Origin of the sequence: Thalassospira sp. MCCC 1A01428 (assembly GCF_002115825.1) — a bacterium.
Lineage (GTDB): Bacteria > Pseudomonadota > Alphaproteobacteria > Rhodospirillales > Thalassospiraceae > Thalassospira.
Genome location: NZ_JFJZ01000004.1, coordinates 13,983 through 31,499, shown reverse-complemented (window position 1 = coordinate 31,499; position 17,517 = coordinate 13,983). Strand labels below are relative to the sequence as shown.

Here is a 17,517-nt window from a genome sequence, read left to right as displayed (position 1 = left end):
CTCCCGCGCCAAATGATCCCCGGATGACAACACTGCAAAACTATGCCGATGTTTATGCCCGCCTGACACCCGGCACACTTAACGCCCTGCGTGATGTTACCACGCCCGATATCTGCTTTACCGACCCGTTTACAACCCTCAACGGGCATGATGCGTTATGTGCCTATATGGGGAAAATGTTTGAAGATGCGCAAAATGCACAATTTGCCATCAGCCATCAAATGATATGCCAGGATATGGGGTTTTTACGCTGGCATTTTTCAGCAAAGGTTCCTGTTATCGGTCAATGGGAATTTACCGGTATGTCCGAAGTTACCTTTAACGCCGATGGCACATTGATCGCCAGCCATACCGACCATTGGGATTCCGGCAGTAAATTTTATGCTCGCATCCCGGTTCTGGGTTGGATCATTCGGCGGCTTGCGAAAAAAGTTGCGCATTAGGTTTGGCAAAAAACAGCGATATTTCGCCAATTTCCACCCCCCATTTGCGCACCCGGGCGCGGTTAACCAATACGCCATTCGGCTGTAAAAACATCCAGTCGTCGAAACTGACGCGCCAGGTGCCATCGCCAACCTTTAAATCCATATCGTAGTTCCAGTTCAACGCATTGCCATATTGCACGCCCCTGGCGATACCGACAATTTCGTCAAACGTACCTTCATATTCGTGATCGGCAGTTTTACTAATTTTCCATACCCGCTGATCGGTTTCGCCGTCGTCATACACAAAATCTTCGGTCAGGATTAAAACCCCGTCCTCGACAACGCCGTTAATATCAACGGTAAACTGGCGGCGCAGCTTGCCAAACCGGTCTTCAAAAATACCCCACGCACGGCTGTGCCCCTGAAAATAGGCAAAAACATCAAATGCCGGTTCTTTCTGGGCAAAATCCTGTGGTTTCATCGCCCCGCACCCACTGATAAAAACGACCATAAAAAAGGCCAACCCCAACCGCAGCATCCCGTTATTCCTTTTGCTAAAATTGCGACTTTCACCTTCTGCGGTGTTCAAGACGCCGTCGCAGCGCGAACTGCTGGCGGACACCAAGCGGAAACCGCCACATCATTGCAACCGCCATAATTTTCAATACGATGGGAACCACGGCATAGATCACCAAAAGCATTGTCAATGCTGCAGGATGTTGCGGCGATGCATCGTCAGCACCTCCGCCCCCCGCCGTTAGCAAGCCCAGAAAACCCAACACAGGAAATGCCACCCCGGCCGCAACCGCCATGGCCAGCTTGTTGGTCATGTTCCACAGCGCAAACAAAAGCCCGGTACGCGATGCGCCAAACCGGTATTTGTCCCAGTCATCAACATCGGCCTGAATGGCCGGAGGCAGGGCCAGATCAGCGCCCAGCGCCGCCCCTGTCACGGCACAAATAATTGCAAACCCACCAAAATCGCCACTTGCCAGAACCGGAACAAAGGCAAACGCAACGATTGCCATGATCATGGCACCACACCACACACGATGTTTGCCCATAACCCCGCTGGCAATGACCCATACCGGCATTGCGACCACCGCACAGGCGAAATAAAGCAAAATCAATATATTCTGGTCACTTTGCCCCAGCCCCAGGCCGTATTTAACAAATAATGGAAAACAAACGGCAGGGAGCCCATTGGCCAAACCATTAATCAGCCAGGCTGCCAAAAGGCGGACAAACAGGCGATTTTGCCGCAATCCCTGCCATTGCGATGGCGAAACCACGGCGCCCCCTGGCCCATGCCCCGCAGAGGACGGCAATGCCTGAATGTCCGTCAAACCCGTGGCTGTCAAAGTACCCGTTGGCTCCGCCGCCCTCTGCACCGGGGCCCGCGCCAGCTGATCGGAACTGTTCCTTTTGTTGCGCAGCATATCGGGCACAAACAGCAAAACAAGGGGTACAGTTACCGCCCCCAGCACAATACTTGCCGTTGCCAGCATGCCGGTTTGTGCCAGGGCGCCGTTCACCGCCAATATCACCGGCAACCCGCCCGCACATAAAATGCCGATTAAACCGGCCCCTTCACGCCATGCACTAATTCGGCTGCGCTGTTTATAATCGCCCGAAAGTTCTGCCCCCCACGCCAGATAAGGAACTTGAAACATCGTCCAGCCGACAAACAGCACACTGGCCCAAACGAACAGATAAAACGCCGTTGGATGAGGCGGCGGATTAAACAAAAACCAGATCCCAATACCGGCAACCACGGCCCCGCCCGCCACCCAGGGTTTGCGCGACTGGCTACGATCGGACAAATAGCCCACCAAAGGGTCGGTCACCATATCGATCAAACGAATGGCAAAAAATACCAGCCCGGTCAGGGTTAAGCCCAAACCCAGTGTGTCCCCATAAAGACTGGGAAGTAGTACATAGGCCGGAATGGTCGGGATGGCCGCAGCAAGGGCGGGTAACGCATAGATCAAGGGAAGCAGACGGTTTTGTCGCGTCATTTAAAACAGCTCCCTTTTTCGTGCCTGATTATGATTATCTTGATGCGTTTATGCCATGGCCTGTGCCTGCCGGCAGACCCCGGTCATTTTGATCGTCATGCGTGATCACGAACAGGCCGACATCAATGGTTCCGGCTTCAAACCCGGTCTGGCAATAGGACAGGTAATATTCCCACATCCGTTTAAAACGCAGATCAAACCCCTGCTTGGCGATCGCTTCCCAATTATGTTGAAAATCCCGCTGCCATTCGGCCAGGGTGCGGGCATAGGATTGACCGAAAAATTCCGAATGCTGCACCTTTAACCCCGCAGCAAAAACCGCTTCTTTCAACGCTGTTGGCGATGGCAACATACCGCCAGGGAAGATATAACGCTGAATAAAATCAGCCCCTTCGCGATAGCCATCAAACCGGCTTTCATCAATGGTAATGATTTGTAACACCGCCTTGCCACCAGGGCGCAAACGGTTGCGAATCATATCAAAATAGGTCGGCCAATGCTCTTCCCCCACCGCTTCAAACATTTCGATGGATACCAGTTTGTCATACTGGCCTTCCTGATGGCGGTAATCGCGCAATACCATGTTGGTTTTGTCCGCCAGCCCGGCTGTTTTCAAGCGCATTTCAGCATAGGAAAGCTGTTCCTGCGACAGGGTTAAACCCTCTACATCGCAACCATAATTTTGCGCCGCCATTTCGGCAAACCCGCCCCAGCCGCACCCGACTTCAAGCACTTTTTCCCCGGGCATCAATGCCGCCAATTCGCAAATACGGGTATATTTGGCAGTTTGCGCATCCGCCAGCGGCTGGTCGTCATGGCGATATAACGCCGAAGAATACGTCATGCCGGGGTCCAGCCACAGACGGTAAAACTCGTTCCCCAAATCATAGTGATAGGAAATATTGCGCCGCGAACCCTCAATTGTGTTGGCATTACGCAAATGGGCCAGCCGATGCACCAGCCGCGAAATCAATCCGGCGGCAAACCGGGCCTGCACAATGGGTTCGTTCAGGATAGCCAGCTGCATCAAACGGGTTAAATCAGGGCTGCGCCAGTCACCATCAATATAAGCCTCGGCAAAGGCCAGATCGCCCCCGGTGGCGAGTTTGCGGATGGCGCGCCAATGGCGCACATCAAGCACAGCATGCAAATCAAGCCGTTCACGCCCGGTAAAATTCAACGTCCGTCCATCGGGCAAAACCAGTGCCAAACGCCCGTAATGCAAATGCGACAAAACCCGCACCAGCATGCGTTCCAGCATTGATTTGGGCCGGACAACACTGCTGATCAGCGGTAAAATGCGGTCGCGCAATGAACGGGCAAGTGTTGAATTGGGCCGGGAACGATCAGGCATGGCGTTTACCTTTTTCCTGCATCAGGGACGACAGACGGGCCGGGTGTAATAAACGTAATACGGTGTTGCGGCGGGGTTGGACGTTTGTAAAAGGTAAATCCCTTGCGCCACAAATGAAGGGCTTCCCAATGAATGCCGGCTACCACCTTCAAGGTCATCAGCGGATAACGAATGAATGCAGAAAACAGGTTCCGGTCGCTAAACGCACGGCGGTCCCCGGCAAAGGCCGCGTTTAAAAACAGGCCATCGTCATCGCTTTCGGCAATGGAAACCGCAACACGATCTTGTGGTGGTTTGATACGAAAACGATAATCGGCTTTCATGCCGATAAAGGGTGATACATAAAATTCCTTGGCACATTTTTGATGCACAATACCTTTGGTGTCGTGGCACCCCGATGTTACCGGAATCAAATATCCGTGCCGGTCGCCAAACGTGTTTGACACGTCATGTAAAATCGCACCCAGATCACCATTTTTGCGGTAACAAAAATAAACGCTGAGCGGATTAAACACAAAACCCAGAATACGCGGATAACACAACAGATCGACCCGGGCGGCACAATCGGCCAGGTTATTTTCAACCAGCATTTGCGTGATACGGGCGCGAATATTTACGCCCGTACCGTCCCCGCCAAAATCACGGTCATGAAACGAAAACAGATTAAACCGGTTACGGCTAAACAGTTTTAACCGTGCACTTAAATGATCAATTTCATCGAGATCGAACAAAAACGACACCACCCGATACCGCAATCGGTGCTGACGCGGACGCAGGCGGTGATGCGTGACCACACCTTCATACAAGGCCGAACCACCCTGTTTTGCGCCCGTCACTGTCATTTATGCCGCCTCGCTGTTTTTGCGGGGGGCTTTTAAAAGCGGGGAAACATGAATACGCCCGCTTTCATTTTCAACATTCCACGGGCGCCGCACACCGCCCACGGCCTCGGCCACAGCAAGGCCCGATTGAATACCGTCTTCGTGAAAGCCATAGCCAAAATAACTGCCGCAATACCAGATATTTTGCGTGCCCTGAATGTTCCACAACATGCGCTGTGCAGCCATGGCCCCATTGTCAAACACCGGGTGGTCATACAAAAACGACCGGATAACCGATCCATCACGCGGGCTGACTGGCGGGTTCAGCGTCACAAAAAGCGGCTGGTTTTCATCAATATGCTGCAAGCGGTTCATCCAGTAGGACACACATACTTTTTCCTCGGCGCCGATTGTCTGGCGCAGGTAATTCCAGCTCGACCACACCTTGGGGTTTTTCGGCATCAAGGCGGGGTCATTATGCAAAATCGCCAGATTACGTTCATAGCGAAATGCACCTAGCAGCCGGGCAACAGCGGCATCCGGGGCGCTTTGCATCGCCAGCGCCTGGTCGGCATGACAGGCCAGAATAACGTGGTCATATTCATCACGCTGGCCATAGCGGTCCTGCACAAAGGCACCCGTTCCCGTGGCGGTTGGCCCCACTTCGGCCACCGCACGGTCCAGCACCACATTGCCGATACTTGCCATCATTCGGATTACATATTCGCGCGATCCACCGACAACCGTGCGCCATTGCGGGCGATCCTTTATTTGCAGCAAACCATGATTATCGCAAAACCGCACAAAGGCCGCGACAGGATAGGCCAGCATCATATCCACCGGCGTTGACCAGATGGCAGCGCCCATGGGCAGCAAATGATCATTGATGAAGGCCTTGCTATAACGGTTGGCGGCCAGATAATCGCCCAGGCTTTGCGACCCGGCATCGGCATCTTGCAAAACCGCCGGTGCCTCGCGATAGAACCGCAAAATATCGCGGATCATGGCCCAGAAACCGGGCCGCAACAAATTGCGTTTTTGCGCACACAGGCTGGCAAGGTCGCTACCGCCATATTCGATCCGGCCCTGATCCAGAGACGCGGCAAACGACATATCCGTTGCCGCAGTTGGCACTTTCAAATGATCAAACAGGGCACATAAATTTGGGTAACTGGCAGTATTATAAACGATGAACCCGGTATCAACCGGGGTGCCAGCAGCACTGACAGTATTGGAATGACCTCCGGGGCGGTCGTCTTTTTCATACAGGGTGACGTCATGCTGTTTTGACAAAAGCCACGCTGCTGACAGGCCGGAAATACCGGAACCGACAATAGCGATTTTCATTCTCGAACCGGTGCCATTCATTCTTTGTGCCTGCTTGCAGTTTGTTGGTATAGATTACATATGACTACGAGCAATTCGTTTATCCGGATCAAAAAAATGCAATGCCCGTCAATTAATTAGGGGGCGATGATCAAATCTTTCAACCCGGATGATCCAACAGATAACAAAGACCGTATCTCGACTTATGATGCACAATGTCGTGGTTCGGTCCGATGAAGGGCCAGGGAAACATATGAACGGCACAGCGACAAACCGACGCGCCCCGGCCAACCCGGAAGAAGCACGTCAGTATGCCGACTGGATTGTTGCGGTTGCGGCCTCTCGCGACCGGGCAGCATTTGCCCGGCTATTCGCCCATTTTGGGCCGCGGGTTAAGGCCTATATGTTTCGCTTTGCCGGCACACAGGAAATGGCCGAGGAACTTGCACAGGAATCAATGATGCAGGTTTGGCGCAAGGCCCATCTGTTTGACCCGCAAAAAGCCGCGGCCAGCACATGGATTTTTACCATTGCCCGTAACCTGCGGATCGACCGGTTACGGCAACGCAAACATATCGAAGTGGATGAAAGCGACCCAACGCTGATTGTTGACGAAAGCCCGATTGCGGACGAACTCGTTAATCAAAGCGAACAGGCCGCCCTGATACAGGCAGCCCTGGTCGAACTTCCACAGGATCAACGAGTGGTCGTAGAATTGTCGTTTTTTGAAGAAATATCGCATAGCGAAATTGCCGAGCGGCTGAAAATTCCGCTAGGTACGGTAAAGTCACGCTTGCGACTGGCGCTGGGTAAAATGCGCAGTGGACTGGAAGGTGTGGCATGAATATCAAACATCACCCAACCGATGAAACGCTGCTGGCCTATGCCGGCGGATCGTTATCGCAGGCCATGGAACTGGTCGTTGCCACCCATATGACCTTGTGCCCGCACTGCCGCGAGAAGGTTGCCGAATTTGAAGCCTGCGGCGGCGCCATGCTGAACGACAATCAAAGCCTGAGCATGGATAGCGACGCACTGGACCATGTTATGGCAATGATAGAGCAGGAAAGTGCCAATGAGAACGCCCGCACAGCACCGGTAGAAATGCCGCGCCGCGTGGCCGTTGGCGGCAGCATCACCGGCAGTGCGGTGCCATCGCTTCCAACCCCGCTGGCAAGCCTGTTGCCCGATAACATTTTATCGCTGGAAGACATTCCGTGGCGCTCGCTGGCGCCGGGCGTAAAGCATTTTCCGTTAAAATCGGTGCAAACCAGGGGCACGGTACGGCTGCTTAAAATTGCGCCAGGTGTTAGCATTCCCGATCACGGGCATGGCGGGCACGAAATGACCCTGCTGCTGAAGGGATCCTATATCGATGATGTGGGCCGTTTTCGCGCGGGGGATGTTGCCGATCTGGCCGATGATATCGATCATCAGCCGATTGCCGACACCGCCGAAGATTGCATTTGCCTGATCGCTACCGATGCACCGCTTAAATTCAACGGTATTTTGCCCAAATTATTGCAACCCTTTATCGGGATGTAACATGCCGGTTTGACCGATGAAAGTTTACTTGCCGACTGCACCAGCCCTGCAATATCAGGGGCTGGTGCTTTTTTATTGGGCTTTCACCAGCCAGTCCTGAAAATGCACACCGGGGCCAGGCAAATGCACCACATCGCGCAACCATTCGCCAATGTCTGCCAATTGTTCATCAAGTTGATAGGGCGGATTAACAATCAGCAGGCCCGATCCCAGCATCCGCCCCTTGCCACCACCGTGACTGGCGGCAATTTCGCTGCATAAAACGCCCCCGGCCGCCGGGATTTCGCGAAACATAGCATGCAATTCGTGGTCAAACCCGTCTTCGAGAATTGGATACCACAGCATATATGTTGCCGTTGCCCAGCGACGATGGGCCGCAATAATCGACCGTGCCGCACGGGCATAATCCTGCTTCACATCGTAACTGGGGTCCATCAGAACCAGCCCCCGGCGAATGGCAGGTGGCACCATGGCCACCAACCCTTCATACCCGTCGCGTTTTTGCAGGGTTACCCGGCGATCATGATATATGCGGCGGTCCAGTGTTTCGTATTCGCGCGGATGTAACTCCATCATAGCCAAATGGTCATTTTCGCGCAGCATTTTCTGCACAATAAAGGGGGATCCCGGATAATAAAGTGGCGGTTCCTGATATGTATCACCATCCGGGCCCACGTCACCTTCCGCACCGGAATCACCGGAAAATCCACGATTTTCCGGTATGAAATCTTCAATCAGATCCAGATACGGCACCATTGCCACCGGCACCTGATTTTCATACTGCACCGCAGCAATTCCACCTTTCCATTCGCCGGTTTTCTGGGCCTGCAGGCTTGATAAATCATACCAGCCTGCCCCGGCATGGGTATCAATTACGCAAAACGGTTTGGTCTTTTTTTGCAGGTGCGCCAAAATCAGCACCAATGCCGAATGTTTATGAACATCGGCGAAATTTCCGGCATGAAATCCGTGCAGATAGCTTAGCATATCCTGATCAATCCTTTGTTGGGCGGCGGGCAGGCCGCCCCTTGCCTTCGTGCCGTTTGTTTTTTGATTTTGTGTTCGGCAGGCCACTGTTACCACGCCGCGGGGGACGGGTTGCACCTGCATCGTTCAAACCGGCATCTTTTCCATCGGCCTGGCGGTTTTCCTGGCGCGAAAAAGGCTGCCTTTTATATTTTGATACCCGCCGGTTTTCCACCGTGTCGAGCCGCCCGGCAGAAGAACCCGAAGGCCGGGCCACGGGCCGCGCAGACGATTGTGATGTCGCACGTGATTTGGAACCTGATTTGGAACCTGATTTGGAACCTGATGAAACATCGGACGATGCCCCGCCTGCGGCCTTAAAAGAAGGTCGCCCTGACGAAACTTTCCCCGCGGTGGAACGCGGCTGTGATTTCGGGGCAGGAACATCAATTTCACGCCATTGCCCCGGGCAAAGTCCATCCAGCGTCCAGTCGCCAATGGCATAGCGCACCAGCCGCAAGGTGGGAAACCCCACCGCAGCTGTCATGCGGCGCACCTGACGGTTCCGCCCTTCGGAAATGATCAGTTCCAGCCAACTTGTTGGAATGGATTTGCGAAACCGCACTGGCGGGTCACGCTCCCACAATCGGGTTGGTTCGTCGATCCGGCGCACGTTGGCTGGTAATGTCATACCGTCTTTCAGCATAACCCCTTTGCGCAGGGCATTCAGGGCAGCGTCATCGGGTTCGCCATCGACCTGCACCCAATAGGTTTTGGTCTTTTTATATTTGGGGTGGGCAATTTGTGCGTTTAGCGGCCCGTTATCTGTTAACAATAACAAACCTTCGCTATCGCGATCCAGTCTTCCTGCGGCATAAACGCCTGGTAAATTGACATAGTCGGCCAAGGTCTGCCGCCCGTTTTCGCGGTCGGTAAACTGGGTCAACACCCCATAGGGTTTATTAAGTAAAATCAAGCGCGCCATAAGTGCCGCATAAAACCGCTTTTTGCCGACAAGTCAATCCGGGCAGATAAAACTTTACGCCCGACCCGTCGCCGATTGCCAGTGCAAAACAGCGGGCCAAACGGGCGTAAAACAAATCATTGCAGCGAAATGCTACCTCACACAGCCCAGCGCAACATAACAGGTCTAGTCTTCCAGCAAATATTCCATCGTCGTGACGACCCGAACCGTTTTATTGATCTGATTGGATTCAGTCGAATTTGGCGCACCGTCTGCCGCCAGAATTTGGAACAGCCCCTGGGTCGCCCGGCGAATACCGCCCAGTTTACCGCCAGAATCCTTGGCAAATTGCTGCCCGCTTTCACGTGCATTGGCCGTTGCCCTGGCAATCATTTCCGGTTTGATATCGTTTAGCTTGGTGAACATATAGCTTGGCCCGGCATTATACCCCTGGCCGCCTAGAACAATGCCATTTTGCAGCAGTTTGCCAATATCCTGTGACGCCTTGGCAACGGCATCCACATCGTCGGAACGCACCTGTACGGTCTGACTTACGATATATCGGCTTTCCACCGGACCAGAACGATAACTTTGGGCCAACTGGTCTGTTACCTGCAAATTTTGCAGTTCCGTCTGATCACGTTTAATGCCGTGATCTTCAAGAAATTTGCGTAAAATTTCGGTGTCGTCGTCAATTTTCTTCTGTGCGGTTTGCAACACATCATTGGTCGCAACATAGGTAATGGGCCACACGGCGCGATCAGCTTTTACGTCCTGTTCTGCCAGCCCCTTGACGGTGACATAACGGTCAAGGGCGCGCATATTGACTATGCCCTGCCCAACCAAAGCCCCTGCACCAACAAGACCGGCAGCCACAAACAAAGCGGCAATAACACCCGAAATTTTGCCCATATCGCGGTCCATTCCCTCTGTTTTATAATCATGTTTTTAGCAACATGCAGGTCACATCAAACTTGCCCGGGCAGCAACAGGTAACCTGTAATTTCCACCCGCCTGCCCTGCCAAAGGCTGACCCGCGTTAATTAAAACTATATACTGACTAAACCTGCCAATGATGGTCAAATTTTGATTGTAATTCGTCAGGGTTGAATGCATTCAAATTCTCGTCGCACAAAACCATTGGTCATGTTAAAACCACGCATCTTTTTGTGGATGTTGCCACCCGAAATGGCCATCCATTATTGCACAACAACCTTCGGGGAATGCCCTTATGCGCCGGTCAGAAATCAACGCCTGCATCAATCACGCCAAGGAACTTTACAATTCCATCTCTTTTCGTTTGCCTGAATGGGCCCACTTTTCGCCCGAGGAATGGGAAAAACAGCCTGATCTGGCAAAATGGTGCAACGACCATCAGATGGGCTGGGACGTTACCGATTACGGCGAAGGCCGCTTTGCCGAGCGCGGGCTGATCCTGTTTTGCCTGCGCAATGGCATTTTGCGCCAACCGGGCGAAGTCCCCTATGCCGAAAAAATCATGATTGTTGGCGAAAATCAGGAATGCCCGTGGCACTACCACAAGGTCAAGATGGAAGACATCATTGTGCGTGGTGGCGGCAACCTGGTGGTTGAACTTTATAACCTGACCAAAGATGGCGAGATGGACAAGGACAGCGATGTACATGTCCGCACCGATGGCAAACTGAATATTTTGCCTGCCGGGGGCAAAATTGTGCTGGAACCGGGGCAAAGCGTTACCCTGCCGCGCACCATGGTGCATCGTTTTTACGGCGAAGAAGGCAAGGGTGCTGTAATTGTCGGTGAAGTTTCACAGGTCAATGATGATCTGGCCGATAACTATTTCTTCGATACCGACGCCCGCTTTACCAAAATTGACGAAGACGAAGCCCCGATCCACCCGTTGTGGAACGAACTGGGCAAATAATTCGGTCGATCTATTTGATCTGCCCGACATACAAAACACCATCCGGGCATATTCCGGGTGGTGTTTTTTGGGCAAACAGCGTGCTCGGAAACAGGTTACTCGGCGGGGCGTGTGCTATCACCTTCGCTGCGCGGCCCTAGTATTTCGGCAAATTCCGGCATGTCGCGCAGGCCTTCGAACTCCACTTCCGACCATGCCGGCTGGCGCATGGCATCGGACAGTTCCACAGCGCGGTGCAAATCGGCCAGGGCGGCCTCGCGAAAGCCAAGCCCGGCATTTGCACAAGCCCGCTGATAATGGCCGTTAGCGCTTTCAGGGGCTTCGGCCAACAGGCGATTGCACAGGCTTAAGGCCCAGTCACGTTCGCCCAGCATCAGGGCGGCATCGGCTTTATAGGCCATTACTTCCGGGTCACCGGGCGACATTTCCAGCATCCGGTCATAAATCTCGATCTTGGAACGGGGATTGGTCACCTGGTTGGCCTGCAACCAATAGGCATGCAGGCTTTGGGTTCGCTCGATTTCGCGCTGATTGTCGTTAATCACCTGACTTTTCTGACGCAGTTCTTCTTCCAGCGCACTCAACCGTGTTTCAAATTCGTCTGACAGTCGGCGCAATTCGGTATGGGCAAGCGAACGCACACTGGATTTAAGCTCGCGCAACGATTGCCACCCCAGCATGGTCAGCAAGGCGCCGACAGCCGCGACAAAATAGAAAAAATAGGTAACTGTGTTTGACGAATAGCTGATCGCCTTATCGATTGCTTCAAGCTGGCGGTTAACCACTTCGCGCATCAAATCGGTGCGCATGCCCTGCATGTCGGTACGAAGCGATTTGATTTCATCAAGCAGATAACGTTCCATCAACGGTGGAAGATTGCTGCGTTCCTCGGCTGTCACTTTACGCAAATCAACAATTTGCGAAGGAGACTCGCCTGCGGCCGGTTCCGATACCTGTTGTGCAAGGGCAGGAAGCGCTACCACCAAACCGATTAATGCCAACAATAACATTAGTTTTGCGCGCACTGATGCCAACACCCTGATCCTCCCGGTTGTTTTTCTTGATTTGCCAATTTTCTGCAAACCTGTTTGTAGAGGCTATAATTGCCTGATTTTTAAACGGATCAAACCTTTTTGCCGATTTTGACCCAAATCAAGACAAAACCGGCCCCCCGGCACCTATACAAAGGATGGGAAATACTATATTTCTTTTTAGTAATTCTGTGCCTCACATACCCATGTACCTACATGCAATCGTCCGGGATCAAACTGGGAACCGTGCAAGGTTCCGGCTTCGTGTGTGATGCGGCTTTTACCCGATTTTGCGGAAAACGCTCAGGACAGCATGACTGATGAATGAACATGTCGACGCATTAAAACAGGCACGAAAGGTTGCACGGGAAACTGTCGCGCTGCTTTCGAGTCTGGATATCGCGCCGACGCCCGCCAATTATGCGCTGTTTTATCATTACCTGTCGGGCACCAGTGCCGAACTCACTCAAACCATTGATATTTTGCGGTCCAATCATCAGGAATTTGACCCGTTGCGCTGCCATTACCTGTATGAGCGGTTTTTTGGTTCGCAGGCGATCAGCCCGACAACGAATAATCATGTTCCCGGCATGGGGCAAAACCCACCTCTGCATTCCCGCCTGATCGATGCACCGCCACCGCACATAACCGATACGCACTCGGCCCATGCGCAGGATAGCGGGTTAAGTTTGGAGGCTGCGCCGGAACTGGAAAATGCCTTTGATAGCGACGATACGGTTTCGTCTGAAATTTCGCGCTTGCGCCAGGATCTGGAAGAAATGCGCCGCGAAGCCATGACCGACCCGCTGACCGGCATCGCCAATCGTAAAATGTTTGATCAGCAATTGCGCAATCGGGCCATGGAAGCAATGGAAACCGGCACACCGTTGTGCCTGCTGATGATTGATGTCGACCATTTCAAACAGTTTAACGACACCTATGGCCATCAGATCGGCGATCAGGTTATTCGCTTGCTTGCGCAAACATTGCGCAACAATATCAAGGGTCGCGATACAGCGGCCCGATACGGTGGCGAAGAGTTTTCTGTTATTTTGCCGCGAACCGACATTGAAAGCGCCCGGCGACTGGCACAAATTATTTGCCAAAATGTGCGCCAGAAGGATGTCATTAGCGAAATCGACGGATCAGCAATAGAACGGATCACCGTCTCTATTGGTGTTGGCTGTTTTGAGTATGGCGAACCGTTGGGCCGCCTGATCCAGCGGGCAGACCAGGCGCTTTATCTGGCAAAGCAACAAGGCCGTAACTGTGTTGTAACCGAGGATGCCTTAAAAGAAATTCCGGCCCAGACAGCACCTTTGGCGATACCAGCAAGAATGCCGCTTGCCGCTAAAAACAGCGCGTCCGAGCCTGCCCTTACCCGCGACAGCGATTTTCGGCCGCCCAAAAGCATTCCCGCCTGACCCCGCCCCCGTGCCGCCAACCACCCCTTTTGCGAACTATGTTGCCATATCAGGGCGCAAAGGCTGACAGGAAGGCAATTTCAGCCTATAAGCAGGCCGTTTCCATTTATGTCATGACAGAAAAGAATTGAGCGTCCGTGAAAAACCTGGATGTAATCGTTATTGGGGCCGGTGCAGCAGGCCTGATGTGCGCCATCGAAGCAGGCAATCGGGGCCGTTCGGTAATGGTCATTGACCATGCCGACAAACCGGCAGAAAAAATCCGCATTTCAGGCGGCGGGCGTTGTAATTTCACCAATCTGCATGCCAAACCGGAAAACTACATTTCGCAAAACAAACGGTTCTGCGTTTCCGCGCTGAAACGTTATACCCAGCACGATTTTATTGCCCTGGTCGACCGATACAATATTGGCTGGCATGAAAAAACACTGGGCCAGCTTTTTTGCGACGAAAGTTCGTTTCAAATCATCGATATGCTGCTGGACGAATGTGACGATGTCGATGTTGAAATCAAACTGTCAACCACCATCAAGGAAATAGAAGCGGCCCCGAATGGCGGATATTTTGTAACATCGCAAAGCGGTGCAAAATGGCATTGTCAGTCGCTGGTGGTTGCCTGTGGCGGCCTTTCGATCCCCAAAATTGGCGCCACCGGTTTTGGGTATCAAATTGCCCGCCAGTTTGGCCTTGAAATTATTCCGACACGGGCGGCCCTTGTACCGCTGACATTCGACCCTGATACACGCGCCGACCTGGGCCAGATGGCTGGCATTTCGGTGGATGCGATTGTTGCGCATCAAAAAAACCGTTTTCGCGAGGGATTGTTATTTACCCACCGCGGGTTAAGCGGGCCGTCCATTTTGCAAATATCATCCTACTGGCGTGAAGCCGAAGCCATCCAGATCAACCTGAACCCCGAGCAGGATGCGTTTGAACTGTTAAAAGCGGCCAAGGAAGAAACACCGAAACAGATGGTGCATAACGTGCTGTCACGTATGTTGCCCAACCGCCTCGCCCAATATATTACCGCAAAACAAGGCCTGGAACGGCCGATTGGCGAAACCGGCGACAAGGCGCTGCGCAAACTGGCAAGCGACGTTAATCAATGGCAGATCGCCCCCCAGGGCAGTGAAGGATACCGCACCGCCGAGGTTACACTGGGTGGTGTCGATACCCGCGAATTATCGTCGCAAACCATGGAAAGCCGCAAGGCACCGGGGCTTTACTTCATCGGCGAAGTTGTTGATGTTACCGGCCATCTGGGCGGATTTAACTTCCAGTGGGCATGGTCATCGGGCTGGTGTGCGGGGCAGGTGGTTTAATTCATTGCTCCTTGCAATGGGTGTAATTCCTTTCTTTGCAGGCCACGCCCGACAGCGTGATGACCGCCAGAAAAACATGTTTCTGTGATGGGTAATACAAATATTGCCACGGGAACATTACCCATCAACCGACGTTTCATTGTTAATTGGCAAATAGCCAAGGGTGGGGAAAACCACCTTTTAAACAACAAACGAGGTTGGGTTATGACAGGATTTGGTGGCATATTAGGAATTATCATTCTGATTGCCGATATCTGGGCAATTATTAATGTATTTGGCAGCGGCGCAAGTATGGGCGCAAAACTTCTATGGACAATCCTCATTCTTGTCCTGCCGGTTCTTGGCCTTATTATCTGGTTCTTTGCGGGACCGCGCGGCGCACGCGCCTAGCACGATAATTTCCGGCGACTGCCGAAATATTAGATTCAAGTAAAATATATACGAAAATGGATGCTAATTGATTTTAGCATCCATTTCTTGCATTCAAGCCAGAAAATGCTGGCAATACTTCCCCCGGCCTGGTGCTTATCAAACAAAAACATGCTGTCAGGCTGCCCGTCAGCACGTCAGCACGTCAAAGTCAGCACTATGCAATCCCGCCGGATATAAGGGCGGCAAATGTTTGTGCGGCCTCTGTCTCGGTACAATAACCATTGACCATTTGCAGCGAAAGCGCCTCGCCCGCACCCACCAGCCCGATACACCGTCGTTTTAACTCGTCTGTATCAAGCGAGGTAAATGGCACCATGGCAGATACGAAAAGCGCAACATAATTATCAAGCAGTTCCTGATGAACTGGCCCGACGCCCTCATTTCCTGACAAAGCCGCCGCAACAAGATGCCATTCACCGTTGCTATCCGCAGCACAATGCATATAGGCACGCGACAGCATATCAATCGTTTCGGCAACGTCACCCTGCACACTGCTAAGGGCTTCGCGAAGCATGTTGGTCTGAACTTCATCCAGCTTTTTGTAAAGGGCAAGCAACAGACCCGCCCGGGTCCCAAAATGCTCGTAGGAAATCGGTTTTGTCACCCCGGCCTGCGCAGCCAGATATGCCAGTGTTAGCCGGTCGGCCCCCTCCTCACGGATAATATTTTGGGCAACACCCAAAAGTTGCTCACGTCTTTCGGCCTTCGAAAGACGCCCGGCAGAAGCCTTTACCGTCCCCTTTTCCGTCGCTTGCCTGACCAATGACATGCCCTCTTGCAAAACCTACCAAAAGTAAGTTACGTTAAGTAAGTTACGTTAAGTAAGTTACTTTTGGTAACATATATCGTTAATGGGGCAATACTAGGTGAAGCCCTGAAAGATTGAAAGGTAATACAATGTCAGTCGCACCCATTCTGCTTATTGGTGGCGCCGGTTTTGTCGGACAGCAAACAGCAAAATATTTGCAGGCGCAAAACCCCGGCATTCCGATGATAATTGGCGGAAGAGACCTTGCCAAAGCACAAAAAGTCGCTGCAAATTTTAACAATACGGAAAGCATCAAAATTGACATTGAAGCCGCAGATCTTGGCCTGGGAAAACGTGAAATCAGCGCAGTTGCCATTTTTTTCAAGGACGACGCGCTGGCAGGGCTGCGGTTTGCACAAATGCGCGGCATTCCCCATATCAGCATTTCTTCCGGCGCGTCAGAAATCGCCCCGGAAGTAGCCGCCTTTATGCACAATCCCGGTGCCTCGGCAGTTGTGTTAGGGGCTGAATGGCTTGTCGGTGCGGTTACGATCCCGGCGCTGGCAATGGCCAAAAAATTTGCATCCATCAACACAATAAAAATCGGCGCATTACTTGATGAAGAAGATTCAGGTGGCCCCGCAGCAGAAATTGACATGCACCGTTTGGGCGAAACCCTGCCGGCAGCATTAACGCGCAAAAACGGTGCCTTTTTCTGGCGGGTCGGTGAAAATACAAAATCCACTTTCCGCGCCATCGACGGCATCCTGCACGAAGCCGTTGCACTTTCACCTTATGACGTCATGGGGTTGGCAACGGCAACAAACGCCGCCAATATTGCATTTGATCTGGCAGTTGGGGTTACATCTTCGCGTCGTCAGGGCAAACAGATGTCGACGGAAATCATCATCGAGATTGCCGGTAAAGACAAAGACGGCACCCCGTTGCAGCTCCATCAGGCAGTTTTCCATCCCGACGGCCAAATGCCTCTGACGGCACTGGGCGTTGCCATGACACTTGAACGATTATTGGGGCTGGATGGCAAAACGCCAACACCCTCCGGGCTGTATTTTCCCTTTCAGCTTCTGGGTTCTAAAAGCTATTTTGCCCGTCTTGATGCAATCGGCGGCCGGGTTTTGACCCTGGACCCCGATGCCAGGCGGCAAGCTGAAAATCCGTTTGCCTAACATCAGCCCCATCCCCCAAAACACCTGAACAACAAAAAAGGGGGAACC

General features: G+C 52.6%; 18 protein-coding genes. 8 read left to right on the top strand and 10 right to left on the bottom strand.

The features are described 5' to 3' along the window. The first annotated feature begins 23 nt into the window (after positions 1–23). Entirely contained in the window at positions 24–443 is a 420-nt protein-coding gene (locus THS27_RS04565) for a nuclear transport factor 2 family protein (protein WP_246832837.1), read from the top strand. Here THS27_RS04565 and THS27_RS04560 read toward each other — a convergent pair. The 5 genes from THS27_RS04560 to THS27_RS04540 are packed head-to-tail and all read right to left on the bottom strand — an operon-like array spanning position 409 to position 5,965. Continuing rightward, positions 409–963, bottom strand: coding sequence for a DUF3833 domain-containing protein (locus THS27_RS04560; protein WP_085588326.1), 555 nt, complete (start codon positions 961–963; stop codon positions 409–411). The two genes, THS27_RS04565 and THS27_RS04560, sit on opposite strands and share 35 nt — an antisense overlap. A gap of 31 nt (positions 964–994) precedes the next feature. Continuing rightward, positions 995–2,443: an MFS transporter gene (locus tag THS27_RS04555; protein WP_085588324.1), complete on the bottom strand. Its 1,449-nt coding sequence runs from the start codon at positions 2,441–2,443 to the stop codon at positions 995–997. A 34-nt stretch (positions 2,444–2,477) separates the two neighbouring features. Then, the gene (locus tag THS27_RS04550) at positions 2,478–3,797 is read right to left on the bottom strand and encodes a cyclopropane-fatty-acyl-phospholipid synthase family protein (protein ID WP_085588322.1); all 1,320 of its coding nucleotides are present in this window, start codon (positions 3,795–3,797) and stop codon (positions 2,478–2,480) included. 5 nt (positions 3,798–3,802) lie between these two features. Next, the gene (locus THS27_RS04545; protein ID WP_085588320.1) at positions 3,803–4,639 is read right to left on the bottom strand and encodes a DUF1365 domain-containing protein; all 837 of its coding nucleotides are present in this window, start codon (positions 4,637–4,639) and stop codon (positions 3,803–3,805) included. After that, positions 4,640–5,965 (bottom strand): NAD(P)/FAD-dependent oxidoreductase, encoded by a 1,326-nt coding sequence (locus THS27_RS04540; protein ID WP_210402821.1) that lies wholly within the window; start codon positions 5,963–5,965, stop codon positions 4,640–4,642. 232 nt (positions 5,966–6,197) lie between these two features. Here THS27_RS04540 and THS27_RS04535 point away from each other — a divergent pair, with 232 nt between their 5' ends. Further along, the gene (locus THS27_RS04535) at positions 6,198–6,788 is read left to right on the top strand and encodes a sigma-70 family RNA polymerase sigma factor (protein ID WP_246832836.1); all 591 of its coding nucleotides are present in this window, start codon (positions 6,198–6,200) and stop codon (positions 6,786–6,788) included. Beyond that, on the top strand, positions 6,785–7,489 hold the full coding sequence (locus THS27_RS04530; RefSeq protein ID WP_085588316.1) for a ChrR family anti-sigma-E factor: 705 nt from the start codon (positions 6,785–6,787) through the stop codon (positions 7,487–7,489). The genes THS27_RS04535 and THS27_RS04530 overlap by 4 nt, the downstream gene beginning before the upstream one ends. A 72-nt stretch (positions 7,490–7,561) precedes the next feature. Here the strand turns inward: THS27_RS04530 and THS27_RS04525 are convergent, their stop codons facing one another. From THS27_RS04525 to THS27_RS04515, 3 genes are all read right to left on the bottom strand, one after another. Then, positions 7,562–8,476, bottom strand: coding sequence for a 23S rRNA (adenine(2030)-N(6))-methyltransferase RlmJ (locus THS27_RS04525; protein ID WP_085588314.1), 915 nt, complete (start codon positions 8,474–8,476; stop codon positions 7,562–7,564). A gap of 7 nt (positions 8,477–8,483) precedes the next feature. Next, positions 8,484–9,440 (bottom strand): rRNA large subunit pseudouridine synthase E, encoded by a 957-nt coding sequence (locus THS27_RS27315; protein WP_085588312.1) that lies wholly within the window; start codon positions 9,438–9,440, stop codon positions 8,484–8,486. A gap of 165 nt (positions 9,441–9,605) precedes the next feature. After that, positions 9,606–10,331, bottom strand: coding sequence for an SIMPL domain-containing protein (locus THS27_RS04515; protein WP_085588750.1), 726 nt, complete (start codon positions 10,329–10,331; stop codon positions 9,606–9,608). A gap of 319 nt (positions 10,332–10,650) precedes the next feature. Between THS27_RS04515 and THS27_RS04510 the strand changes: the two genes are divergently transcribed. Next, a complete protein-coding gene (locus tag THS27_RS04510) occupies positions 10,651–11,325 on the top strand; it encodes a D-lyxose/D-mannose family sugar isomerase (RefSeq protein WP_085588310.1) in 675 nt (224 codons plus the stop codon). 95 nt (positions 11,326–11,420) lie between these two features. Here THS27_RS04510 and THS27_RS04505 read toward each other — a convergent pair whose 3' ends face one another. After that, positions 11,421–12,350, bottom strand: a complete 930-nt coding sequence (locus tag THS27_RS04505) for a tetratricopeptide repeat protein (RefSeq protein WP_246832854.1) — start codon at positions 12,348–12,350, stop codon at positions 11,421–11,423. A gap of 326 nt (positions 12,351–12,676) precedes the next feature. Between THS27_RS04505 and THS27_RS04500 the strand changes: the two genes are divergently transcribed. The 3 genes from THS27_RS04500 (at position 12,677) to THS27_RS27565 (ending at position 15,492) form a co-directional block, all read left to right on the top strand. Further along, positions 12,677–13,780: a GGDEF domain-containing protein gene (locus THS27_RS04500; RefSeq protein ID WP_085588306.1), complete on the top strand. Its 1,104-nt coding sequence runs from the start codon at positions 12,677–12,679 to the stop codon at positions 13,778–13,780. Between the two features lie 137 nt (positions 13,781–13,917). After that, positions 13,918–15,102, top strand: coding sequence for an NAD(P)/FAD-dependent oxidoreductase (locus tag THS27_RS04495; RefSeq protein WP_085588304.1), 1,185 nt, complete (start codon positions 13,918–13,920; stop codon positions 15,100–15,102). An 87-nt stretch (positions 15,103–15,189) separates the two neighbouring features. Beyond that, complete coding sequence (locus THS27_RS27565; RefSeq protein WP_256376750.1) at positions 15,190–15,492, top strand: PLD nuclease N-terminal domain-containing protein; 303 nt, start codon at positions 15,190–15,192, stop codon at positions 15,490–15,492. Positions 15,493–15,688: 196 nt separating this feature from the next. On the opposite strand, the gene THS27_RS04485 is transcribed toward THS27_RS27565, so the two are convergent. Beyond that, on the bottom strand, positions 15,689–16,303 hold the full coding sequence (locus tag THS27_RS04485) for a TetR/AcrR family transcriptional regulator (RefSeq protein WP_210402820.1): 615 nt from the start codon (positions 16,301–16,303) through the stop codon (positions 15,689–15,691). Positions 16,304–16,431: 128 nt separating this feature from the next. On the opposite strand from THS27_RS04485, the gene THS27_RS04480 reads away from it, so the two are divergent. Further along, positions 16,432–17,469, top strand: a complete 1,038-nt coding sequence (locus THS27_RS04480; RefSeq protein WP_085588302.1) for a saccharopine dehydrogenase — start codon at positions 16,432–16,434, stop codon at positions 17,467–17,469. Positions 17,470–17,517: the final 48 nt, after the last annotated feature.